Origin of the sequence: Vibrio wakamikoensis (genome assembly GCF_050337275.1) — a bacterium.
GTDB lineage: Bacteria > Pseudomonadota > Gammaproteobacteria > Enterobacterales > Vibrionaceae > Vibrio > Vibrio chaetopteri.
In genome coordinates, this window is the sequence record NZ_JAKJST010000024.1 from 1 (window position 1) to 21,055 (window position 21,055).

Here is a 21,055-nt window from a genome sequence, read left to right on the forward strand (position 1 = left end):
GAGACATCCCAACAACACTCCAAACCATCATTTCCATTGGTAACCTTCGTCTGCGAATAGTCGTAATTCCTGTATCTTCCAAACACTGGGAAATGAGTTCTGGAGAAAGCAGATCAGATAAACCCGAAAGTTGCTCTGCAGAGAATTGATGAACTTGGTTAAGAGCCTGTCTTAAAAACATAAAAAAAATCCGAGTGCATTGAATACACTCGGATTTTGACACTTTGAATGGATCGTTCAACCGATCATTTAGTTGTTAACTGATCGGCATTAGAGCAAAAGCTCTGTTTTTTTATTTTTAGAATAGGTTAGCCCAGTAGGCTCAATGCTGCATTTGGTGCCTGCTTCGCTTGCGCCAGGATTGAGCTTGATGCTTGCGATAGGATTTGGCTCTTGGTCATCGACGTCGTTTCTTTCGCGAAGTCAGTATCTTTAATACGGCTCTTCGATGCGTTCACATTCTCGTTGATGTTATCCAAGTTGTTGATTGCGTGATTGAAACGGTTTTGGAATGCACCAAGTTCGGCACGGTGGCTGTCCACGTATTTTAGAGCTGAGTCTAGGATAGCAACCGATTCTTGCGAACCACCAACAGATGTTACATCAATCGTATCGACCGTGACTGCGTTGCCTGCTTGCATGTCTAGCTCGCCTGCTAGGCCGCCAGAGAAAGCCACTGCGCCATCAACTTTATTGTTACCAGCAAACACTTGCAGCTTACCGTCTTGGTCAACAGAGGCTTTGACTAAATCCGTTTGACCATTGATGTACGTCGCTAACTGCTCAATGTCATCACCTGCTTTAGCGTTAATAGTGATGGATTGCGCATCACCGAAGCTGTCTGTTAGGTCAATCGTTAGGTCGTTAGTACCTGCTGCTACTGTCCAGTCTTTGTCTTTTGCGTTGCCTGCTTGGTAGCTACTGCCACCCATTTGAGCATTGTCAGAACGCATGTCACGAAGGCTTAGCATCACAGCTTCACCATTATCAGCGCCAATTTGGAATGATTGAGTACCATAAGTACCGTTGAGCAGCTTGTTTCCACCGAATGAGGTTGTTTCTGCGATACGGTTTAGTTCGTCGTTTAGTGCTGTTACTTCTTCTTGAATCGCAACACGCTCAGCTTTTGAGTTAGAGCCGTTTGATGATTGAAGTGATAAGTCACGCATACGTTGCAAGATATTGGTGGTCTCGTTCATCGCACCTTCAGCGGTTTGTGCGATTGAGATACCATCGTTAGCGTTACGAACGGCAACATCAAGACCACGGCTTTGCACGTTCAAACGGTTAGAGATTTGTAGACCCGCTGCGTCATCTTTAGCGCTGTTAATTTTGTGACCAGACGACAAACGCTCCATTGAGGTTTGTTGGGCTTGGTTCGCGTTGTTTAGGTAACGCTGCGCTGTCATCGCTGATACGTTTGTATTTACATTCACTGCCATGTTGTTTCTCCAATTGATTTTCCGGTGTAGCGGTTTCCGACGTCTCGGAAAACCAAGTAGTTCTCTCAAAGTTACTTTCTTTATCGTCCTTAAAACCTAACACTTGAGATAAAAAATGAACAAAATTGTGATTTTTTGAGCTATCGAATAGAAGATGTGACAGAAATGGTAAAAAGAAATGTTTTATCAAAAAAAGACTAAAGTTCGACTTTAAACGGTCGATGCCCTTAGCCTTGTAATAGAGTTAACGCCAAGTTCGGCGTTTGTTTCGCTTGAGCTAATACCGTCGTACTCACTTGCTGCAAGATTTGTTGCTTAAGCATTTGAGTGGTCTCTTTGGCATAGTCGGTATCGCGGATACGACTTTGTGATGCGGAAAGGTTCTCTTCCATATTGGCGAGATTATTGATGGTATGGTTGAGACGATTTTGAGTCGCACCAAGCTCTGCTCTGTGGCTATCAACAAACTTCATCGCTTTATCTAGCACGGACACTGACAGTTGCGCGCCGCCGACAGTACCAATGGACATGTCGTTGACGGTCACGACTTGGCCAGTCTGCAAACCGACTTCACTGGCAAAGGTGCCAGAAAAACTCACCGCTCCGGTCACTTTGTCCGAATCAGCGAAAATCTGAAGTTGGCCATTCTCATCCACCGAAGCGGCAAACACATCGGTTTGACCATTAATATAAGTGGCGACCTGCTCTATATCATCACCTTGTTTGAGTTCAATCGCGACAGATTGATTGACACCTTGAGCATCAACATAGCTGAATGCCAGAGCATTATTACTCTGCCCGACTCGCCATTCAGGTGGTGCGCTGTTTCCGGCTTGATACACAGCACCGCCCATGGACAATTGATCTGTTCGCAAATTCGCAAGCCCGACTTGCAGCGCTTCTCCCGATTGAGCACCAATTTGAAACTCTGAACTACCAAACGTGCCATTCAGGAGCTTCCGACCACCAAAGCTTGTAGTCTCTGCGATACGGTTTAGTTCATTATTTAGCGCAACAAACTCTTGTTCTAACGCTTGTCTGTCTTGTGAAGAGTTAGCACCGTTGGCACTTTGCAGAGAAAGATCACGCATGCGCTGTAGGATTTGTGTTGCTTCATTCATCGCCCCTTCTGCTGTTTGCATGATGGAGATACCGTCATTGGCGTTGCGCTGTGCGACGCCAAGCCCACTGATCTGAGCATCGAGTCGATTGGCAATCTGCAATCCCGCAGCATCGTCTTTGGCGCTGTTAATACGATGCCCAGACGACAAACGCTCTAAGGACTGGCTGAGCGCTTTGCTCGCCGCACCTAAGTGGTTTTGCGCCACCATTGCGCTGACATTGGTATTTACAGTGATCGACATGTCGCTTCCAAAAACAGGATGAATTGAATAGCTTAGTTATCGACCAACACTTTGGAAACTTGAGAGATATAGAGAGGAACTCTCAAAGACAAGTGATATGCCTTTGAGAGTATCTTATGGGAAATTGGCTGCGCTTAACCTTTGACGGTTAACGCCGCTAGCATTGTTTGTGACGGAGCAAAGAAGTAAGCACCTGTGACCGCTTTAGTAAAGCGAAGCAATTGATCCGTTTTGCCATCAGTAGCGCCGTACATGCTTTCTAGCATTGCGTCGAAGTTGTGAACCGTATTGCAGTAAGCAATGAACAGAAGACCGTGAGGGCCACTAACCGTGCCGTAAGGCAAGCTATGACGAACGATTTTCAGTCCCTTGCCTTCTTCTTTAATGTCAACTCGACCCACGTGCGAGGCAGCTGGAACATCCTCGAGCTCGATACTGTCTGGCTTAGTACGGCCAACAACTTTCTCTTGCGCAGCAACGTTCAAACGGTTCCAAGCTGGTAGGTTGTGCTCAAAGCGCTGTACCATGACATAGCTACCACCAGCGAACTCACCGTCTGCGACTAGAGCTACCTCAGCACGCTGTTCACCTTTCGGGTTCTCAGTACCGTCAACGAAATCTGTCATGTCTCGCGAATCCATAAAGCGGAAGCCTTGTGTTTCATCGACAATTGTAACGTCTTCAGCGATTTGACCCATTAACTTGCGCAGCAAATAGAAATGCAAGTCGTGGCGGTTCGAGTGACAGTGAACCAGTACATCCACATCTGACGATGGTGCAAAAATATCGCCCTCACCAAGCTCAGTGAACGGCTTTAGCTCAGACGGCATGGTTTGTTCTAGCTGAGACCAAAAAGAGTGAGAGAAAGCCACAGATAGTGTTAACTGAGCACCGGGCTGAGCTTCATTCAGCTCTTCCACTAACGCGGGTAGCTTCTGAAGGGCATCTAGCACCTGTTGAGCATTCTGATTGACTTTGAGTTGGGTGTATAACGCAAAAGGCTCAGCCTCTGGCGCAATCGCACTTTGTGGTAATGACATTATCTTTCCTCTGTTTTTTCGCTCAGTGTATTTTTTAACAGTTGTTGATTGTATGACCTTGATCAGGAACTTAAGTGATTTTTGCTGGAAGCGCCAAGCTGTCTGCCACACGACGACTGTTGACCAAGTAGATCGCAAACCAAATCAAAGACACCAACGTCACCGCATTAGTCCAAGTAAATTGCCAATGCTGCAAATCAACCAAATAAACGGTGTGTGCGAGCTGAAGTATCACAATAAACAAAGTCACTGGCTTCAACTGACTGACAATGAAGTTGGTGTTTGTTGAGTCGCTTTTTCTGAGCCCAACCAGCCACATTCCAACCACGATAGGTAAGCCCATCGCCAGCCCGAGGTACAGCATAGTATGGTTTGGGTAAACATACTGTAATATGGTACTCCCCTCTTGGCGACTCGCCCCCGCGACGACAAAGACCACCCAAGCACGAATAAGGAACGCCCATCCCAGCCAAAGTAAAATCGGTGTCTTTAACAAGCCGTGTTGATCATATTGTTCGATGCCGTAGCGCATTGTACGTCTCTATTTTTAACTCATATCAAAGTATATGGTGCTAACCCGCGAATCATTCAAGGTTCGCGCAATCATTGTGCTAAGATGCTCGAAAACTCTCGCGCGGAAATAGCATGAAGAACGATAAAACTGCCCCTTCAGTGGAAACTCAGCAAGAAGCAATGAGAATTGCTAAAGCTACCCAAAAGCCAGGGCAAACCAAAGAGCAGACCAAATTAATCGCTCAGGGCATCGAAAAAGGCATTGCTCAATACAAGAAGCAGCAAAAAGAGCGCAAGCGTCAAGCGGATAAAGCGCTCAAGAAACAGAAACGAGCCAAGCAACAGACTCATCAAGAAGCAGTCAACGAGCCGCAACCCACATCAGTAGAAAAAAGCAAATCCCGTCAAGATATGCTGCCATGGGCACTACTTGTCGTAAGCTGGATAGGGTTTATCAGCTATGTCGCGATTTAATCGATTCCTAAGCAAAACAGGATGGGGAATAACGCTCGCTTCTTTTACCTTGTTATCAGGCTGCTCTCAACCTTTTAATCAATTGCAATCTGAGCGAGCTCAGACGGTTGAGGTAAGAGCCGATGCAAACATCGATGTATCTCAATGTCAGTGGAAAGGAGATGTAAGAGGCTCAGAAGGTCATTGGTATACCTACCTCTTCTTTAGCAACAAGTCTCTCACCGAAGGCGCGGTCAACGAAATAAAGAATCAGACGGCGGCTTTAGGTGGTGATACAGTGTTACTGCTCACCCCTGTCGACTTTGAAACCTCAGTTACCCTATTTGGCAGCGCCTATCGCTGCAAAAAATAAAGCCGAAGCTTAGCTTCGGCTTTATTTTTCATTCTCATGCACTTTGGGTTACCGCGCACAATGAGTATACAAACCCTTTTGCAGCGAGGCTATACGCCCAACGTGGTTTCAATATCGTCTTGACGATCAATAACCCACTGGCTGTCAAAAGGCCCCCAGTCTGATAACTGGTAATAACCATCATTGTGTCGACGCCCATCTTGAACAAACATGAGCTCAATGCCGATACCAGGTAGCGCTTTGATAACATCTTGAATGGTACGGCGAGGCCAACCCGTTTTCTCGATTAGTTTTGGCACATTCGGTCTTTCAATGCTCTCGACGAGCAAGGCAAGATAGAGACGACGTGCAAAAACAGGACTCAGTTCCATTGACACCTCCTATTTATGTGCTTTTCCAATATATTGCATTTCCATTTGGCCGTTTTGCGCTCGATCAAGTTCTCGCTCATCGTGTTAATTTCGAAATTCAACAATTTGTAACCTTAAGTGGCGAAAACAAGCATAAAAACTGTGACCACTGACAAGGTTTTGTTTAACACGGCACTTCTTGATAGGATGCTTAGACACAAGCAAGTGTTGAGCGCCAATTTCTATTTCTAAGCGCTCAACACACAATAATAAAGTAAACAGTTCAACGCCCATAAGGAAGTCATCATGGCCACAACGATGTTTGGTATTCCCAACTGCGACACGATTAAAAAAGCAAAAAAATGGCTTGAAGCCAATGAGTTAGACTATCAATTTCACAACTACCGTAAAGATGGTATCAGTGAAGAAATGGTTCGCCAGTTCTGCGAACAACTTGGCTGGGAACAAGTGGTCAATAAACGCGGCACCACCTACCGTCAACTGACTCAAGAGCAAAAGGACAGCTTGAATCAAGAAACGGCGATTTCGCTACTTGTTGAACACTCAGCAATGATCAAACGCCCTATCCTAGATGTGGACGGCACGCTGCATATCGGATTCAAAGCAGAGCAATACCAACAAGTGTTTAGTGTGTAATTTAGCCGCCAAATTAACTCCCTCTCATTAGTAAATTTAGAAACAAGGATCCTCAAGGATGAATGACAGCCCAGTATTGGCTCTTGCAAAAGATTTAATTAGCCGCCAATCCGTGACACCAGAAGACGCCGATTGCCAGAAAGTGATGATCGAGCGCCTAGAAAAACTCGGTTTTGATGTCGAAGTCATGGTATTTGAAGACACCACTAACTTTTGGGCTCGTCGCGGCACACAAGCGCCACTGTTTGCGTTTGCTGGCCACACTGACGTAGTTCCTGCGGGCAATCTCGACCACTGGCATACGCCTCCATTTGAGCCAACTATCATCGACGGTCATTTGCACGGTCGCGGCGCGGCGGACATGAAAGGCTCACTCGCCTGTATGATTGTTGCGGTTGAACGCTTTATTGAGAATCATCCAGATCACACTGGCTCGATTGGTTTCTTAATCACCTCTGACGAAGAAGGTCCGTTCATCAATGGCACTACACGCGTCGTAGACACCCTGATGGCACGCGATGAAATCATCGACATGTGTATTGTCGGTGAACCATCCAGCACGCACAGCGTTGGCGATGTGGTTAAAAATGGTCGTCGTGGTTCCATAACCGGCGATCTAACCGTAAAAGGTACGCAAGGTCACGTTGCTTATCCTCACCTAGCAAACAACCCAGTTCATCAAGCGCTACCTGCGCTAGCAGAGTTAACGGCAACTAAGTGGGATGACGGCAACGAGTACTTCCCTCCAACGAGCTTTCAGATCCCAAACCTGCATTCAGGCACTGGCGCGAGCAATGTGATTCCAGGTGAGTTCAACGTGCAGTTTAACTTCCGTTTCAGTACAGAACTGACCGATGAAACCATCAAGAGCCGTGTCCATTCAACGCTAGACTTGCATGGACTGGATTACGACCTTAAGTGGACGCTAAGCGGTCACCCGTTCCTCACGGATAAAGGTAACCTGCTTGATGCCATCGTTAGTGCGGTAGAAGAAGTGAATCACCATAAACCTGAGCTCCTAACAACCGGTGGCACCTCTGATGGTCGTTTCATCGCTCGAATGGGTGCGCAAGTTGTTGAGCTCGGGCCTGTCAACGCCACCATCCACAAAGTAAATGAGTGCGTGAATGTCGCTGATCTTGAAAAACTCACTGACATGTATGAACACACTTTGATTAACTTGTTCGCTAAGTCCTAAGTCACGTTGAGAGCACTAGGTAGAAGGTAATATGCAGATAGCGCAGCTTGTTGGGCAGTCCACAGATGCCTTGGTTGACACCACAATTGGGAGTAAGTCGTTTTTGGTGCACGAGCAGGTGCAAGCTGACCTACTGACACTAGTGAATGCAGCAAACCAAGCAGGATTTGAGCTATTCCTAGCAAGCGGCTATCGCTCGTTTGAACGTCAGCTGACAATTTGGAACAACAAAATGGCGGGCACAACGCCAATTTTGGATCACAACAGTCAGCCGATGGCGTCAGAGCAAATGAATGAGCTAGAGAAAGTTCAAGCGATCTTAAAATGGAGTGCCCTACCCGGCGCGAGTCGCCATCACTGGGGCACGGATTTCGATGTCTACGCTGGTAATTTTCTTCCAAGAGACACTAAGTTACAGTTGGAACCTTGGGAGTATTTAAATGGCCACCAGCGTGAGTTTTACCTCTGGCTTAAAGAGTGCGCACCTTTGTATGGTTTTTTCTTCCCTTATGGCAAAGACCTAGGCGGCGTAGCGATGGAGCCGTGGCATATCAGCCACCGCCAAGCGAGTTCTACTTGCTTAGCGCACTTTTGTTGCAATAAATGGCGACAAGTTTTACAGCAATCGGATATTTTGGGACGTGAGGCGATACTTTCTGAGCTCGATTCCATCTACAATCAATATGTGACCAACATAAACCGTTAAGAGCAGACAATGATTGAATGGCTATTTAACCCTTGGGTAATCATAATCGTGGTACTGGCTGTGGTGATTGGCAACATTGCTGCGCTCAAACACACGGCAAACATGAAGTTTGATCAAAGTGACAAGGTTGATTCGCGTAAGAATCAGCTAGACCGTCTCAACGAGTTAGACAAAAAAAAGTACAGCGACACCCCGAATGATGAGCACAATAAGCCTCAGTAACCTTATCACTGTGGGTTGAAGCCACAGTTTAAACCCGTGTTATGCGCATAAAAAAGGACCTTAACGGTCCTTTTTTCGTGAGTCTTGATGAAGGCTATACCTTTATCATTGCTCTTTCTTGATAACTGTCGCGATAAGCGGCTCAAGTGAACGTAGTAAGTTCTCAGCAACAGGTTTACCATCACTGTCGGTCACATTGATCGACGTACGGTTACCTAAATCACCAAACAAGAAAGTATACTCGCCCGGCTCAAGGTCTATAGGCTTAAGACCAACCTCATTCCAGAAGTCATCATCTGGTGACGCATATTTCGCTTTCGCTGTGCCTTGAGACTGGTTGCGCTCTTCAATGGTAAAGCCCATTTTCGGTAGTAGCGTTGGAAGCTCTTGCCACAAGACGTTGTATGGCGTACGTGCAATGATGACCGGCAAGCCACTACGGTCTGTACCCATGCTGATTGGGATAGATTTAACCAACTCTTGAGCTCGCAGCGCCGCTTCTTCACGAAGGTCGCGGTCATAACGCGCCGTGACTAAGTTCGTCATCAAAGTGTTGTAACGCTCTTCATTGACGCGGGCAACTGGTTTCACTGAGCCACCTTCACGCCAATCGATCAGCTTCATTTTAAAACCATAACGATTACTGGCCTCAAAACGAGTGATTTCGTAACGGCTGCCAATTTCAACATCTTCGTCTTCCGACACCCAAGATACCCAATCAGTTTCGATGCGATCGTCGGCCTCTTCAACCGCTTGAACATTGATTTCGGCCAGCATAGTTTTCACCGTTGCCCAAACCTTGTCCATTTCATCTTGTTGAAGTAGCCATAGCGTTACTTCTGAGCCCTGTCGTTCTACACGAGCGCCTGGGATCAGCTCTAAGACTTGTTGCGGTGGACGAATATCGACTTCACGACCGATTCCACCAGAAAAGTCACCTTGAGGGATCTCATAGTTAGGGTAAAACTGAGGAGTCGCGCCTTCAGGTAACGTCCAGCTTCTTAGATCTGGTGATTCAAGGTAGTTGAAGTCATCTTTGGCTTCGCGACGGTTTTTCGGATCACTTGAGCACGCGGCTAAAACAATAACAGCTAACGTAGAGACCGCTAGCTGACGTGAAAATTTCATTGATACTCCCTTATATAAGAGGAGCGTATCGCTCCTCTTACTCATACAATTTAGTAAATGCAGGCTTCTGTCAGTGCTTTCGCCACAATCGGTTTCGCATTTTCAGACAGCTCTGTCATTGGCAGTCTCAGGTCGCCATTTGCGATGAGACCCATTTTGTGCGCCGCCCACTTAACTGGGATCGGGCTTGATTCAACAAATAAATTCTTGTGCAGAGTCATCAGGCGCTCATTGATAAGCTTAGCTTCTTCAAACTTACCTTCTAATGCTAAATGCATCATGTTTGCCATGTCTGCTGCTGCGATATTGTTGGTCACAGAGATAACGCCTTTACCGCCCATTTGAACAAAATCAAGGCCAGTCGCGTCATCACCACTTAATAAGATAAAATCTTCGCCACAAAGTTCACGATGAATTTGAACTCGAGACAGATCACCCGTCGCATCTTTCAAAGCAACAATGTTTGAAATCTCTGCCAAACGCGCAACGGTTTCTGGCTGCATATCCACACCAGTGCGGCCTGGTACATTATAAAGAATCTGTGGAATGTCAGTTTCTTCAGAAATCGCTTTGTAGTGCTGGTACAAGCCTTCTTGTGTCGGCTTGTTATAATAAGGAGTCACACTCAAGCAGCCTGCAATGCCGACGTTGTTAAATAGACGGCTAAACGTAATCGCTTCATGAGTGGCATTGGCACCAGTGCCAGCAATAATTGGTAAGCGGCCATCAGCGAACTCAACGGTTTTCGCGACGACTTTTACATGTTCTTCAACCGTTAATGTTGCTGACTCCCCAGTTGTACCAACAGCAACAATGCCATCCGTACCCGCAGCAATATGATACTCGACCAGTTTTCGTAAACTAACAAAATCGACTTCGCCATCGGTGGTAAGAGGGGTTATAAGCGCAACAATACTTCCTGAAAACATGGTGATCTCCCTAAATTGATACTTACTGCATGGTACTGTAATGCTATTGATAAACACAAGAGCTGAAAAACAGATCCCATCAAGAAGTGGATGAATAATGTCAGATTTCAGATATGAGGCAGGTGTAAGATGCGCTATTTCGCCTAAAAGGTGTCAGTGGCGGGTTAATTTTGCTCTTGGGCACCCAAGCTGCTTACATAATCGGCACCTTAGCACTCACCACGGGTATTAAGATTTTTGATTTGCGAGAATCGGTTACATCAATCACAAGAGCTTTGCCCATAGCTATGCTAACATATAGCCAACAAGGAACTTAGAGTGACACTATGAATCAGTATTTAGTGATTACCGCAGTTGGCTCAGACCGACCAGGGATCTGCAATGAAATCGTCCACCTCGTTGCCAACGCAGGTTGTAATATCATCGATAGTCGCATCGCCATGTTCGGCAATGAGTTCACGCTCATCATGCTGATATCTGGTAACCCAAGCTACATCACTCGCGTAGAAACCACTTTGCCGCTTTTAGGTCAGGAACATGATCTGATCACCATGATGAAACGTACCTCCAAACACGACTCAATCCCGAATCAATACACTGTGGAAGTGTTTATCGAATCCGAGGATCGCGTTGGGTTAACCGAGGAGTTTACCCAGTTCTTCGCCGATAAAAACATTGGTCTCGCCTCGCTCAGCGCGCAAACCATTGTCAAAGAAAGGGCGGGTTCCGACGTTGATCAGTTCCAAATTGCGTTAAGTGCCAACGTCGAAGAAGACTGCAATCTAATGCAGCTTCAGGAAGAATTTGAAGCGCTTTGCAATCAACTTTCTGTAAAAGGGTCGCTAAACTTCATCAGCGGCGGCCACTAAAAATAGCAATTCGATCTTCAAAGGAATTTCAATGAACACATTGACTGCGGGCACACCAGCCCCACAATTTTCACTGCTCGACCAAGATGGTAATACGGTTACTTTGGCAGATTTTAAAGGCAAGAAAGTCCTGTTTTATTTTTACCCTAAAGCGATGACACCTGGCTGTACCGTTCAAGCGCAAGGCCTTCGCGATACCAAAGCAGAGCTAGACGCTCACAATGTGGTTGTTCTGGGCGTGAGCATTGACCCAGTAAAGCGCTTAGGTAAATTTATCGAACGTGACCAACTTAACTTCACGCTATTGTCAGATGAAGACCACGCTGTCGCAGAGCAGTTTGGGGTGTGGGGCGAGAAGAAGTTCATGGGCAAAGTCTATGACGGCCTGCACCGCATCAGCTTTTTGATCAATGAAGAAGGTGTGATAGAGCACGTGTTCAACAAGTTCAAAACTAAGACTCACCACGAAGTTGTATTGGATTACTTGAACAGCTAAACCTTCCGTAAAGTTTGCTTATAGAAAAGCCGCTCTTTTGAGCGGCTTTTTACTATGAATGTTATTTGCTTCTATGTCGCGGGCTGTATTGGGTCATCATGGCTTGGCAGTGCATTCCATACCGCTTTCACAAGCGTCGCCAACGGTATCGCAAAGAACACGCCCCAAAAGCCCCATAGGCCTCCAAACACCAATACGGCAACGATGATCGCCACAGGGTGAAGGTTTACCGCCTCAGAGAACAAGATCGGCACCAATACGTTTCCATCCAGCGCCTGAATGATGCCATAAGCCACCAGCAGCCAGTAGAATTGTGGTGTTAACCCCCATTGGAACAAACCAACGATCGCCACAGGCACAGTGACAGCTGCAGCGCCAATGTAAGGAATAAGTACAGAGAAGCCGACAAGGACAGCAAGCAGTACCGCATAGCGCAAATCTAGAATCGCAAAGGTGATGTAACTGACTGTACCTACAATGAGGATTTCCAGCACTTTACCGCGAATATAATTAGAGATTTGTTGGTTCATCTCAATCCATACTTTGTTGGCTAAGCGGCGGTTTCTTGGTAGCACGCCGCTCGCCATATCCACCATCTCGTCTTTGTCTTTCAATAAGAAAAATACCAACAGCGGTACCAGAATCAAATACACGGCAAGCGCAGCTAAACTCACTAAAGACGCCACTGAACCTTTAACTACGTTCTCACCAAGCAGCAAGACTTTATCTTTAACGTTACTAAAAATAGTCTCGACGATATGCACTTCAGCAAGGTCTGGGTAGCGTTCTGGAATAGACGCCACAAACTGCTGTAAACCGCTGTACATGTTGGGAATATCATTGAGAAGGTTACCGATCTGATTCCATATGGTCGGTACCAAACCAAAGATAGCCATCAGCATCAAACCAATAAACGCTAGAATCACGGTTATGACAGCAACCGTACGCGGTAACCCGAGCTTTCTTAGCTGACTTACCGGCCATTCGAGTAAGTAGGCCAGAACAATCGCAACAAGCAGTGGGGCAATCAAGTTGCCAAAGAAGTAAATGGTGATAAAACCAAATAGCAAAATAACCACCAGACTTACCGCATCTGGATCTGAAAAACGTCGTTTGTACCAACGACGAACCATGTCTAGCATTCGCTATCCTTCTTATTAACTATCGTCATTACGGTAACCTCACCCTGCTGCTGGCACTGCACGTCAGCTTTATGCCTGAGCAGATAATTGCTGCAATCACGAACGGACTGACTGTCTACGATTCGAACCTTTAGTGTCTGGTTGAAGCCGAGTGCTTTATAAGCTCGCTTCACCAAAAGCAACGACATAGGACAACGCTCTTGCTCTAAATCGAGTTCAATGTGCGTCATCAGCTTGTTTTCACTCGTCATCTTGCACACGCAGTATGTGATTTACCTTCAATGCGTCTATTGTAAAGACTTTTTCAGGCATCCCCAACCTGTATGTGTTACAGAACGCCAATTACCTCAGCAATGTATCACCAACAAACAATACCCAAAGTCTATCTTTGTCACGGATAAGTCCTTTTCTAACGCCTATCCGTATGCAAAAATGTTGCCCTAGAGGATATGGTAGGAAACCCAGCGTCAGTTTTGTGGTCTTACTTACCAATTATAAAGGAGTTACCTCACCAGCATGTTGAAACGTACCCGCTCGTTGCTTTGCTTATGTATTGCAGCCACATTATCTACTCCCCAAGTGTCGTACGCCGAAATGGATCTGCCCGATATCGGCACGGCTGCGGGTGCAACCCTAACCATAGATCAAGAGCTTATCTATGGCGATGCCTACATGCGTATGATTCGTGCCAGCTCACCCATCATTAACGACCCTGTGCTCAACGAATACATAGACTCGGTTGGACATCGCTTAGTCTCCAGCGCTAACGATGTGAAAACGCCGTTCACTTTCTTTATGATCCGCGATCGAAACATCAACGCATTTGCCTTCTTTGGCGGATATGTTGCGCTTCATTCAGGCTTATTTCTGCATGCTCACTCAGAAAGTGAGCTTGCCTCTGTTATGGCGCACGAAATTGCCCACGTGACCCAGCGTCACCTGGCACGCAGAATGGAAGACGAAGCACGCCGCTCTCCGGCAACGGTTGCCGCGCTAGTAGGTTCACTACTGCTCGCTATCGCTGCCCCTCAAGCAGGCATGGCGGCGCTAACGGCAACAACCGCAGGCTCAATGCAGGCTTCTATCAACTACACCCGTAGTAACGAAAAAGAAGCAGACCGTTTTGGCATTGCCACCTTGGCGCGCGCTCAATTCGATGTGAATGACATGCCTCGCTTTTTCGGCCGCCTCGCCGATGAATATCGATACGCCAGTAAGCCACCACCAATGTTGCTGACTCACCCATTGCCAGAAGATCGTATTACCGATACCCGTGAACGTGCTCAGGCTTACCCACCGCTGCGTGTACAGCCATCAATCAGTTACCACTTGGCTAGAGCACGCATTGTTGCTCGCCATGCGGGCATCAAATCCGATGCGGCAATGGATTGGTTTAAGCGTACCGCCAGAAAGGCACCACCGAAAATTCAGAACTCGTTTGAGTATGGTAAGGCGTTGGTCTATCTCGACACGAACCAGCTAGACAAAGCCGAAGCAATACTCGATAAATTGCTCGAACATGATCCGAACAACAACTTCTATCTTGATGCAGCATCAGATCTTTACATCGCGAAAAAGCAGCCTGAAAAATCAGTCAAACTGATGGAAAGCTCACTCAAGGTCAAACCGAATAATGCGGTTATCACTATCAACTATGCCAATGCGCTGCTTGAAAGTGACAAAACGGATGAGGCTATCAAGGTATTGCAGCGCTTTACCCACGATAGGCCAAAAGACACCAACGGCTGGCACTTGCTATCTGAGGCCAATATTAAACTGGGTAACAGTGCAGAAGACTTGGCAGCACGCGCTGAACTTATGGCGTTAAACGCTCAGTGGGATAAGTCGATTCAGTTCTACTCGCAGGCCAGCCAACTCGCCGAACTCGGAAGTTTAAAACAAGCTCGCTATGACGCACGAATAGACCAACTATTGGTCGCCCGTGACCGTTTCATGGCACTACAATAAAAACAGAAAGGAAACCTTATGTCAGTCACCATTTTTCATAACCCACGTTGCTCAAAAAGCCGTCAAACACTATCGCTATTAGAAGAAAAAGGCATTGAGCCAGAGGTTGTGAAGTATCTAGACACACCGCCAACGGTTGAAAAGCTAAAAGAGATCTTTGAACAGCTTGAATTAGAAAGCGTGCGTGCGATGATGCGTACCAAAGAAGATATCTACAAGCAGCTCAACCTCGCTGACCCAAGCTTGACCGATGACCAACTATTCCAAGCGATGTTTGAGAACCCTAAGCTTATCGAGCGCCCAATCGTCGTGACTAACGGCAAAGCCAAACACGGCCGCCCACCAGAGCAAGTGCTTGAGATCCTATAATGTCTTGCCAAATATTGGTGTTGTACTATAGCCGTCATGGGAGTACCCAACGGCTGGCTCGCGCCATAGCCCGCGGTATTGAGTCGATAGAGGGCTGCGAAGCGCTGCTGCGAACCGTGCCAGAGCTGGAAGGTGAGCGAGAATCACAAACCGATGCTATCGCTACTCTCGCCGAGTTAAAAGCTTGTGATGGGCTCGCGATGGGAAGCCCAGTTTGGTTTGGCAATATGGCAGCGCCATTAAAACATTTCTGGGATCAAACCACCTCGCTTTGGCTCAGCGGTAGTCTCATCGATAAGCCGGCTTGTGTGTTCACTTCATCATCATCGATGCATGGCGGACAAGAAAGCACGGCTATGAGTATGATGCTGCCGTTACTGCACCATGGCATGATGCTGATGGGGATTCCTTATAGTGAGCCAAAACTTCACTCGACCACCACTGGCGGCACCCCATACGGTGCTTCTCATGTAGCGAACAACGGTGTACAGCTGAGCGAAGAAGAGTACACGTTAGCGACGGCGCTTGGCCAACGATTGGCGTCCACCGCAAGCAAGCTAAAAAACGCTAACTAAAAACTAATCTGTATCAAGGACTAGGTACAATCGATGAGCCGTAATTCCCCAATCAACACTGCAAACATGCGCGCCTTTGCCCTAAGTGCCAACTTTGCCCTGCTCTTTTGGGTAGGCTTATGGCACGGCTATTTGTCGCCGCACCCGCACATCAACCCGTACGCTTTAACTGTGGCCTGGTTGATCCCTTTGCTGCTACCTCTGCCAGGCATACTAGCGGGGAAACCTTATACCCACGCTTGGGCAAACTTTGTGTTGATGCTGTACTTTTTACATGCGCTGACTCTGCTATACGCCGATGAGAGCGAGCGATGGCTAGCTCTTGTGGAGCTAATTCTCACCAGTTTCGCCTTTGTAGGTAATACCGTTTATGCTCGCCTGAAAGGCCGAGACATGGGATTGAAGCTACCTAGGTTGTCATCGGTAGAAAAGAAAGAGCGAGAGCGCTTTGGAAAATAGCAAAGCACTCGTAGAAATGAGTTGAGTCATTGAAGAGTTTAGCGATAAATACAAAAAAGGAGGCATCATGCCTCCTTTTTCAATGGGATAACGAAAGTTATTGTTACCGTTTAATACAGCCACTCAAAGCTAAGTTCAGGCTGCGCCGGCTTTCCCACCTCGGTCACACCTTCAGTCACAAATTCTTCGGTCACTGTATCGACTGGCGCTACCGCACTCTCACTCTGTTCAACTGCCAAACCTTGTTCTGATGCGTTTGCCTCTTCCGTTGCTAGCACTTCGCTGTCTTGAACGGGCGCTTGCACTGGAACCTCGACTGGTGCTTGCTCAAGTTTTTTCACCAAACCCAATTTCAGTACTTCTTCTTCAAACGCTTCTAGTGAGCCAAGCAGAGACACACGCATTGTCACAACATCACCACTCACTTCAGCTACATCGACTTTAGCTGTTGAGGCTAAGCGGCCAAGAGCACGCTCAAGTGTGAAAAAGGCATCTGCACTACTCATGCGTGAGAAAGACACGGTAACCATGCCTGCACTCTCTCCAAGCGTCGTCGCTGCATTTTGAGAGGCATAGTAATCGCTAATCTCATCAATAGCGCTAGCCATAGCCAGTTCACCGGATGTTGAACCCGTCACTGGCGCTAGTGTATTTCTACCTAATTTGTCTGGCGTTTGGTCGTACAGGGTGTAGCGAAGATTATTGCCTTGCAGACGAATCACCGCAATAGCATCAACCGGGTAGCGCGCCGTTGCCTCGGCAATAGGGTCGACAAACCCACCCCAAAGATCCGTGGTTTGGATCCCTGTGATATCGTCAAAGTCACCAATTGGGAACGTAATTGGCAACCCGCGGCGATTCGCTTCTTTTTTCAGCTGGCTAGCGGCTTGTGAGTTACTATGCTCCCAAACGATTGTGCGGTCATAGCCACTGTCTTCCACCAGCCATACCATGACATTCTTACGATCAACAGGCCATGACGGTAAATCAGCTTGCGTCAGTAGCGTATTGATTTGCTGGCTATTGAAGCTCAAGCGCATCGCCTGCTCACCATCCACTTGAGTGTAACCAAGCTGAGTAATGTATTGAGAGCTCTTACCTAATGCCTTTTTGACAACCGGGTTGGACGCTGCATTGAGATCGCCACTGGCCTTAATCAACACCTCTAACATGCCTTTTTGGCGTGCCAATTCATCGGCATTCGGCTGCTGGGCATCCACCACTACTTCCGTCGAATAGATATCGACTTTTGTCAACGCATACGCTGGCAAAGCACACGCGGCGGCCAACAACCAAGCTAAATAACGCATAAGCATCCTAAATTACAAACAGATAAGCGGAAATGATAAGCAAGTATGCGTTTTGGAGCAAGCTCACTACTTCAAGGTTTGGTCAATAAGTGGATTTACTGGCTCGCATCTATGGATCAAATAGTAACTCACTCAAGCTATTGAGATTCAGGCTACAAAAACGGCGTTCTCTTTAACTAGATCATTAAGTAAACGATTACAAGATGCTAGAATCCCATCCGTTTTGCTTAACTCTTTTTGACTTGCTTGGAAAATCATTATGAAAACGATCTTACAAGGCTCGCAAATGCTGTTTGTCGCATTTGGCTCCTTGGTACTCGTACCCCTTTTAACCGGTCTCGATCCTAACGTAGCACTATTTGGTGCAGGTGTCGGCACCTTACTGTTTCAATTAGTAACACGCCGCAGTGTGCCAATCTTCCTTGCCTCTTCGTTTGCTTTCATCGCGCCGATTATGTTTGGTGTGCAGACTTGGGGTATCGGTGCCACCATGGGAGGCCTAATGGCTGCGGGGGTCGTCTATGTCCTTATGGGGGCACTAATCAAAGTAAAAGGCGTGGAAATCATTCACAAGCTACTACCGCCAGTCGTTGTTGGCCCTGTAATCATGGTTATCGGTCTGGGTCTTGCCCCTGTCGCGGTAAACATGGCACTTGGTAAAACAGGTGATGGTGCCGTTCAGCTTATCGATGGCAACGCAGCACTGTGGATCTCTGCAATCTCTCTTATTGTGACCGTTGGTGTCAGCGTGTTCGCAAAAGGCTTCCTTAAACTTTTACCTATCGTAAGTGGTATTTTGGCAGGTTACGTAACGAGCCTCTTCTATGGTGTGGTTGATTTCACTCCTGTTGTTGAAGCATCTTGGCTATCGCTACCTAACTTCACTGCGCCAGAATTTAACATCAACGCGATTTTGTTCATGCTGCCAGTTGCCATCGCTCCAGCGGTTGAACACGTGGGTGATATGCTAGCTATTTCAAACGTAACCGGTAAAGACTACCTGAAGAAACCAGGTCTTCACCGCACAATTGCAGGTGACGGCGTGGCTACGATTGCAGCATCTTTGGTCGGTGCGCCGCCAAATACGACTTACAGTGAAGTAACAGGTGCTGTAATGCTGACTAAAGCATTTAACCCGGTAATCATGACATGGGCTGCTGTCACTGCTATCGTGCTTGCACTGGTTGGTAAGCTTGGTGCAATTCTTCAGACGATCCCTGTGCCAGTGATGGGCGGCATCATGATTTTGCTGTTTGGTTCTATCGCAACCGTTGGTCTGAATACACTAATCAAAAACAATGTGGATCTGCATAAATCACGCAACCTAGTGATCGTTGCGATTACCTTGGTATTTGGTATCGGTGGTATGGCATTTGGTATTGGTGACTTCAGCCTTCAAGGCGTGAGTCTGTGTGGTATTGTTGCGATTATCCTCAACCAGATCCTGCCTCACGATCTTGGTGAGAACAAGGTTGTCGATAACGCTCAAATGGAAGACTAATTCCTACTGATACAAAAAAGGCTGACCAGTTGTCAGCCTTTTTACTATTTCCTATTTACAAGCAGAAAGTCGGAACTTATAGCGTACCGAAGATCTTGTCACCCGCATCACCTAGACCAGGTACGATGTAGCCCTTGTCGTTTAGGCATTCATCGATAGCGGCTGTGTATAGCTCAACATCAGGATGTGCTTTTTCTAGTGCTTCGATACCTTCTGGTGCAGCAACCAATACTAGAACTTTAATGTGCTTACAGCCTTTCTCTTTTAGAAGGTCGATAGTCGCGATCATTGAACCACCCGTTGCTAGCATTGGGTCGACAACAAGTGCGATACGCTCGTCAATATTTGACGCTAGCTTGTTGAAGTATGGCACTGGCTCAAGTGTTTCTTCATCACGATAGATACCAACCACACTAATACGTGCGCTAGGCATATGCTCAAGAACGCCATCCATCATACCAAGACCTGCACGCAGGATTGGCACTACGGTCACTTTCTTGCCTTTGATTTGGTCAACTTCAACTGGGCCGTTCCAACCTTCAATCGTTACTTTCTCAGTTTCAAAGTCTGCTGTCGCTTCGTACGTTAACAAGCTACCCACTTCCGTCGCAAGCTCGCGGAAACGCTTGGTGCTAATGTCCCCTTCACGCATCAAACCAAGCTTGTGTTTTACTAGGGGGTGTTTAACTTCAACAACTTTCATTTCCAACTCCGGCAAAATTTCACAAAACCTGCAAATTATACATGGTTTCTTTAACTATTTCAGTTAGCAATGTGGGCAAAGTGGTATTTGTACGCAATAAAATGTCACAACAGACTGTAAATACACAGATTGATGCTTCGAGGAAATAGTTTGTATTTTCTTACGCAAACGTTTTCCTTTTTGGATAAACCCCTGTTAGAATAGCGCCGCTTTCACATCCATTTATTTATCGAGGACTGTCCCGTGAGCGGAAACAACACTTCCCTAAGCTATAAAGACGCTGGTGTAGATATTGATGCAGGTAACGCATTAGTTGACCGTATTAAAGGCGCGGTTAAGCGCACTCGTCGCCCTGAAGTAATGGGAGGCATCGGTGGATTTGGTGCTTTATGTGAGTTGCCAACAAAATACAAACACCCGGTATTGGTATCTGGTACTGACGGTGTAGGTACTAAACTGCGCCTAGCCCTAGACATGAACAAGCACGACACCATCGGTATCGACCTGGTTGCTATGTGTGTGAACGACCTGATTGTTCAAGGTGCTGAGCCGCTATTCTTCCTCGACTACTATGCAACGGGCAAGCTTGACGTTGATACTGCAGCTGACGTGGTATCCGGTATTGCCGAAGGCTGTATCCAAGCAGGCTGTTCACTCATTGGTGGTGAAACTGCAGAAATGCCAGGCATGTATGAAGGTGAAGACTACGACGTTGCAGGTTTCTGTGTAGGTGTCGTTGAAAAAGAAGACGTCATCGACGGTACAAAAGTCGCTGCTGGTGATGCACTTATTGCCGTGGGTTCAAGCGGCCCACACTCAAATGGCTACTCGCTTATCCGTAAGATCCTAGAAGTATCTGGCGCAGATAAAAACGAGAAACTAGGTGAGCGCACTATCGGTGAGCACCTACTAGAGCCAACTAAAATTTATATCAAATCAGCTCTTAAGATGATCGCTGAACACGATATCCATGCCATTTCTCACATTACTGGCGGCGGTTTCTGGGAAAACATCCCACGCGTACTGCCAGAAGGCACTAAAGCTGTTATCGACGGTACTAGCTGGGAATGGCCTGCTATCTTCAACTGGCTACAAGAGAAAGGCAACGTTGATACGTTCGAAATGTACCGCACTTTCAACTGTGGTGTAGGTCTTGTTGTTGCTCTTCCTAAAGCACAAGCAGATGCAGCGGTTGAACTTCTAAAAGCAGAAGGCGAGAACGCATGGGTTATTGGTGAGATCGCAACTGCAGAAGCTGGTGAAGAGCAAGTAGAGATCAATTAATTTC

26 protein-coding genes are annotated in these 21,055 nt (G+C 46.9%); 14 read left to right on the forward strand and 12 right to left on the reverse strand.

Going from position 1 to position 21,055, the window contains the following annotated elements; all coding sequences use genetic code 11:
* The 5 genes from L4C42_RS14415 to L4C42_RS14435 form a co-directional block, all read right to left on the reverse strand.
* A partial coding sequence (locus L4C42_RS14415; RefSeq protein WP_429760996.1) for a transposase domain-containing protein occupies nucleotides 1-181 on the reverse strand: 181 nt, incomplete at its 3' end.
* 127 nt (nucleotides 182-308) lie between these two features.
* Nucleotides 309-1,442 carry a flagellin gene (locus L4C42_RS14420; protein ID WP_353496851.1) on the reverse strand — a complete coding sequence of 378 codons (1,134 nt, stop codon included), beginning with the start codon at nucleotides 1,440-1,442 and terminating at the stop codon, nucleotides 309-311.
* 227 nt (nucleotides 1,443-1,669) lie between these two features.
* Nucleotides 1,670-2,806, reverse strand: coding sequence for a flagellin (locus L4C42_RS14425; RefSeq protein WP_353496852.1), 1,137 nt, complete (start codon nucleotides 2,804-2,806; stop codon nucleotides 1,670-1,672).
* Nucleotides 2,807-2,940: 134 nt separating this feature from the next.
* The gene (locus L4C42_RS14430; RefSeq protein ID WP_418642007.1) at nucleotides 2,941-3,846 is read right to left on the reverse strand and encodes a Dyp-type peroxidase; all 906 of its coding nucleotides are present in this window, start codon (nucleotides 3,844-3,846) and stop codon (nucleotides 2,941-2,943) included.
* 70 nt (nucleotides 3,847-3,916) lie between these two features.
* The gene (locus L4C42_RS14435) at nucleotides 3,917-4,378 is read right to left on the reverse strand and encodes a DUF2919 domain-containing protein (RefSeq protein ID WP_353496854.1); all 462 of its coding nucleotides are present in this window, start codon (nucleotides 4,376-4,378) and stop codon (nucleotides 3,917-3,919) included.
* A 113-nt stretch (nucleotides 4,379-4,491) separates the two neighbouring features.
* Here L4C42_RS14435 and L4C42_RS14440 point away from each other — a divergent pair, with 113 nt between their 5' ends.
* A complete protein-coding gene (locus tag L4C42_RS14440; protein WP_353496855.1) occupies nucleotides 4,492-4,833 on the forward strand; it encodes a DUF2956 domain-containing protein in 342 nt (113 codons plus the stop codon).
* Complete coding sequence (locus tag L4C42_RS14445; RefSeq protein ID WP_353496856.1) at nucleotides 4,820-5,185, forward strand: DUF4156 domain-containing protein; 366 nt, start codon at nucleotides 4,820-4,822, stop codon at nucleotides 5,183-5,185. The genes L4C42_RS14440 and L4C42_RS14445 overlap by 14 nt, the downstream gene beginning before the upstream one ends.
* Before the next feature lie 89 nt (nucleotides 5,186-5,274).
* Here L4C42_RS14445 and L4C42_RS14450 read toward each other — a convergent pair whose 3' ends face one another.
* Nucleotides 5,275-5,556 (reverse strand): winged helix-turn-helix domain-containing protein, encoded by a 282-nt coding sequence (locus tag L4C42_RS14450; RefSeq protein WP_042496808.1) that lies wholly within the window; start codon nucleotides 5,554-5,556, stop codon nucleotides 5,275-5,277.
* Nucleotides 5,557-5,841: 285 nt separating this feature from the next.
* On the opposite strand from L4C42_RS14450, the gene L4C42_RS14455 reads away from it, so the two are divergent.
* Genes L4C42_RS14455 through L4C42_RS14470 form a run of 4 tightly spaced genes read left to right on the forward strand, consistent with a single transcriptional unit; the run spans nucleotide 5,842 to nucleotide 8,318 of the window.
* On the forward strand, nucleotides 5,842-6,192 hold the full coding sequence (locus L4C42_RS14455; RefSeq protein ID WP_353496857.1) for an ArsC family reductase: 351 nt from the start codon (nucleotides 5,842-5,844) through the stop codon (nucleotides 6,190-6,192).
* 58 nt (nucleotides 6,193-6,250) lie between these two features.
* Complete coding sequence (dapE, locus tag L4C42_RS14460; protein ID WP_353496858.1) at nucleotides 6,251-7,390, forward strand: succinyl-diaminopimelate desuccinylase; 1,140 nt, start codon at nucleotides 6,251-6,253, stop codon at nucleotides 7,388-7,390.
* A gap of 31 nt (nucleotides 7,391-7,421) precedes the next feature.
* Nucleotides 7,422-8,096: a M15 family metallopeptidase gene (locus tag L4C42_RS14465; RefSeq protein WP_353496859.1), complete on the forward strand. Its 675-nt coding sequence runs from the start codon at nucleotides 7,422-7,424 to the stop codon at nucleotides 8,094-8,096.
* Between the two features lie 9 nt (nucleotides 8,097-8,105).
* Complete coding sequence (locus L4C42_RS14470; protein WP_353496860.1) at nucleotides 8,106-8,318, forward strand: DUF2897 family protein; 213 nt, start codon at nucleotides 8,106-8,108, stop codon at nucleotides 8,316-8,318.
* 105 nt (nucleotides 8,319-8,423) lie between these two features.
* On the opposite strand, the gene bamC is transcribed toward L4C42_RS14470, so the two are convergent.
* Together bamC and dapA are read right to left on the reverse strand one after the other, a co-directional pair.
* Nucleotides 8,424-9,446 (reverse strand): outer membrane protein assembly factor BamC, encoded by a 1,023-nt coding sequence (gene bamC / locus L4C42_RS14475; protein ID WP_429761002.1) that lies wholly within the window; start codon nucleotides 9,444-9,446, stop codon nucleotides 8,424-8,426.
* A gap of 50 nt (nucleotides 9,447-9,496) precedes the next feature.
* Nucleotides 9,497-10,375, reverse strand: coding sequence for a 4-hydroxy-tetrahydrodipicolinate synthase (gene dapA / locus L4C42_RS14480; protein WP_042496796.1), 879 nt, complete (start codon nucleotides 10,373-10,375; stop codon nucleotides 9,497-9,499).
* 326 nt (nucleotides 10,376-10,701) lie between these two features.
* Between dapA and L4C42_RS14485 the strand changes: the two genes are divergently transcribed.
* Both L4C42_RS14485 and bcp read left to right on the forward strand, forming a co-directional pair.
* The gene (locus L4C42_RS14485; RefSeq protein ID WP_429761004.1) at nucleotides 10,702-11,244 is read left to right on the forward strand and encodes a glycine cleavage system transcriptional repressor; all 543 of its coding nucleotides are present in this window, start codon (nucleotides 10,702-10,704) and stop codon (nucleotides 11,242-11,244) included.
* A 31-nt stretch (nucleotides 11,245-11,275) separates the two neighbouring features.
* Nucleotides 11,276-11,740, forward strand: coding sequence for a thioredoxin-dependent thiol peroxidase (bcp, locus tag L4C42_RS14490; RefSeq protein ID WP_353496862.1), 465 nt, complete (start codon nucleotides 11,276-11,278; stop codon nucleotides 11,738-11,740).
* A 71-nt stretch (nucleotides 11,741-11,811) separates the two neighbouring features.
* Here the strand turns inward: bcp and L4C42_RS14495 are convergent, their stop codons facing one another.
* Both L4C42_RS14495 and L4C42_RS14500 read right to left on the reverse strand, forming a co-directional pair.
* Nucleotides 11,812-12,882 (reverse strand): AI-2E family transporter, encoded by a 1,071-nt coding sequence (locus L4C42_RS14495; RefSeq protein WP_353496863.1) that lies wholly within the window; start codon nucleotides 12,880-12,882, stop codon nucleotides 11,812-11,814.
* The gene (locus tag L4C42_RS14500) at nucleotides 12,876-13,133 is read right to left on the reverse strand and encodes a sulfurtransferase TusA family protein (protein ID WP_353496864.1); all 258 of its coding nucleotides are present in this window, start codon (nucleotides 13,131-13,133) and stop codon (nucleotides 12,876-12,878) included. The genes L4C42_RS14495 and L4C42_RS14500 overlap by 7 nt, the downstream gene beginning before the upstream one ends.
* 265 nt (nucleotides 13,134-13,398) lie before the next feature.
* On the opposite strand from L4C42_RS14500, the gene bepA reads away from it, so the two are divergent.
* The 4 genes from bepA to L4C42_RS14520 are packed head-to-tail and all read left to right on the forward strand — an operon-like array spanning nucleotide 13,399 to nucleotide 16,253.
* The gene (gene bepA, locus L4C42_RS14505) at nucleotides 13,399-14,850 is read left to right on the forward strand and encodes a beta-barrel assembly-enhancing protease (protein WP_353496865.1); all 1,452 of its coding nucleotides are present in this window, start codon (nucleotides 13,399-13,401) and stop codon (nucleotides 14,848-14,850) included.
* Nucleotides 14,851-14,868: 18 nt separating this feature from the next.
* Nucleotides 14,869-15,219 (forward strand): arsenate reductase (glutaredoxin), encoded by a 351-nt coding sequence (gene arsC / locus L4C42_RS14510; RefSeq protein ID WP_112459673.1) that lies wholly within the window; start codon nucleotides 14,869-14,871, stop codon nucleotides 15,217-15,219.
* Complete coding sequence (gene wrbA / locus L4C42_RS14515; protein WP_353496866.1) at nucleotides 15,219-15,794, forward strand: NAD(P)H:quinone oxidoreductase; 576 nt, start codon at nucleotides 15,219-15,221, stop codon at nucleotides 15,792-15,794. Before arsC ends, wrbA begins: the two co-directional genes overlap by 1 nt.
* Nucleotides 15,795-15,827: 33 nt before the next feature.
* Nucleotides 15,828-16,253, forward strand: coding sequence for a DUF2069 domain-containing protein (locus L4C42_RS14520; RefSeq protein WP_429761008.1), 426 nt, complete (start codon nucleotides 15,828-15,830; stop codon nucleotides 16,251-16,253).
* A gap of 110 nt (nucleotides 16,254-16,363) precedes the next feature.
* Here the strand turns inward: L4C42_RS14520 and L4C42_RS14525 are convergent, their stop codons facing one another.
* Nucleotides 16,364-17,563, reverse strand: coding sequence for a DUF8605 domain-containing protein (locus tag L4C42_RS14525; protein ID WP_353496868.1), 1,200 nt, complete (start codon nucleotides 17,561-17,563; stop codon nucleotides 16,364-16,366).
* A 259-nt stretch (nucleotides 17,564-17,822) separates the two neighbouring features.
* On the opposite strand from L4C42_RS14525, the gene L4C42_RS14530 reads away from it, so the two are divergent.
* Complete coding sequence (locus L4C42_RS14530) at nucleotides 17,823-19,064, forward strand: uracil-xanthine permease family protein (protein ID WP_353496869.1); 1,242 nt, start codon at nucleotides 17,823-17,825, stop codon at nucleotides 19,062-19,064.
* A 76-nt stretch (nucleotides 19,065-19,140) separates the two neighbouring features.
* Here the strand turns inward: L4C42_RS14530 and upp are convergent, their stop codons facing one another.
* Nucleotides 19,141-19,767 (reverse strand): uracil phosphoribosyltransferase, encoded by a 627-nt coding sequence (gene upp, locus L4C42_RS14535; RefSeq protein ID WP_112459669.1) that lies wholly within the window; start codon nucleotides 19,765-19,767, stop codon nucleotides 19,141-19,143.
* Nucleotides 19,768-20,010: 243 nt separating this feature from the next.
* On the opposite strand from upp, the gene purM reads away from it, so the two are divergent.
* Nucleotides 20,011-21,051: a phosphoribosylformylglycinamidine cyclo-ligase gene (gene purM, locus L4C42_RS14540; RefSeq protein WP_353496870.1), complete on the forward strand. Its 1,041-nt coding sequence runs from the start codon at nucleotides 20,011-20,013 to the stop codon at nucleotides 21,049-21,051.
* The last annotated feature ends 4 nt before the right edge of the window (nucleotides 21,052-21,055 follow it).

Excerpts from the sequence above, each read along its gene's own strand:
- L4C42_RS14455 (WP_353496857.1), top strand. The coding sequence starts at position 5,842 with ATGGCCACAACGATGTTTGGTATTCCCAACTGCGACACGATTAAAAAA.
- L4C42_RS14530 (WP_353496869.1), top strand. The coding sequence starts at position 17,823 with ATGAAAACGATCTTACAAGGCTCGCAAATGCTGTTTGTCGCATTTGGC.
- arsC (WP_112459673.1), top strand. The coding sequence starts at position 14,869 with ATGTCAGTCACCATTTTTCATAACCCACGTTGCTCAAAAAGCCGTCAA.
- bcp (WP_353496862.1), top strand. The coding sequence starts at position 11,276 with ATGAACACATTGACTGCGGGCACACCAGCCCCACAATTTTCACTGCTC.
- L4C42_RS14420 (WP_353496851.1), bottom strand. The coding sequence starts at position 1,442 with ATGGCAGTGAATGTAAATACAAACGTATCAGCGATGACAGCGCAGCGT.
- L4C42_RS14425 (WP_353496852.1), bottom strand. The coding sequence starts at position 2,806 with ATGTCGATCACTGTAAATACCAATGTCAGCGCAATGGTGGCGCAAAAC.
- upp (WP_112459669.1), bottom strand. The coding sequence starts at position 19,767 with ATGAAAGTTGTTGAAGTTAAACACCCCCTAGTAAAACACAAGCTTGGT.
- L4C42_RS14445 (WP_353496856.1), top strand. The coding sequence starts at position 4,820 with ATGTCGCGATTTAATCGATTCCTAAGCAAAACAGGATGGGGAATAACG.
- L4C42_RS14440 (WP_353496855.1), top strand. The coding sequence starts at position 4,492 with ATGAAGAACGATAAAACTGCCCCTTCAGTGGAAACTCAGCAAGAAGCA.
- L4C42_RS14435 (WP_353496854.1), bottom strand. The coding sequence starts at position 4,378 with ATGCGCTACGGCATCGAACAATATGATCAACACGGCTTGTTAAAGACA.
- L4C42_RS14500 (WP_353496864.1), bottom strand. The coding sequence starts at position 13,133 with ATGACGAGTGAAAACAAGCTGATGACGCACATTGAACTCGATTTAGAG.
- L4C42_RS14520 (WP_429761008.1), top strand. The coding sequence starts at position 15,828 with ATGAGCCGTAATTCCCCAATCAACACTGCAAACATGCGCGCCTTTGCC.
- L4C42_RS14470 (WP_353496860.1), top strand. The coding sequence starts at position 8,106 with ATGATTGAATGGCTATTTAACCCTTGGGTAATCATAATCGTGGTACTG.
- dapA (WP_042496796.1), bottom strand. The coding sequence starts at position 10,375 with ATGTTTTCAGGAAGTATTGTTGCGCTTATAACCCCTCTTACCACCGAT.
- bepA (WP_353496865.1), top strand. The coding sequence starts at position 13,399 with ATGTTGAAACGTACCCGCTCGTTGCTTTGCTTATGTATTGCAGCCACA.
- L4C42_RS14465 (WP_353496859.1), top strand. The coding sequence starts at position 7,422 with ATGCAGATAGCGCAGCTTGTTGGGCAGTCCACAGATGCCTTGGTTGAC.
- L4C42_RS14525 (WP_353496868.1), bottom strand. The coding sequence starts at position 17,563 with ATGCGTTATTTAGCTTGGTTGTTGGCCGCCGCGTGTGCTTTGCCAGCG.
- L4C42_RS14450 (WP_042496808.1), bottom strand. The coding sequence starts at position 5,556 with ATGGAACTGAGTCCTGTTTTTGCACGTCGTCTCTATCTTGCCTTGCTC.
- dapE (WP_353496858.1), top strand. The coding sequence starts at position 6,251 with ATGAATGACAGCCCAGTATTGGCTCTTGCAAAAGATTTAATTAGCCGC.
- wrbA (WP_353496866.1), top strand. The coding sequence starts at position 15,219 with ATGTCTTGCCAAATATTGGTGTTGTACTATAGCCGTCATGGGAGTACC.
- L4C42_RS14485 (WP_429761004.1), top strand. The coding sequence starts at position 10,702 with ATGAATCAGTATTTAGTGATTACCGCAGTTGGCTCAGACCGACCAGGG.
- L4C42_RS14495 (WP_353496863.1), bottom strand. The coding sequence starts at position 12,882 with ATGCTAGACATGGTTCGTCGTTGGTACAAACGACGTTTTTCAGATCCA.
- L4C42_RS14430 (WP_418642007.1), bottom strand. The coding sequence starts at position 3,846 with ATGTCATTACCACAAAGTGCGATTGCGCCAGAGGCTGAGCCTTTTGCG.
- bamC (WP_429761002.1), bottom strand. The coding sequence starts at position 9,446 with ATGAAATTTTCACGTCAGCTAGCGGTCTCTACGTTAGCTGTTATTGTT.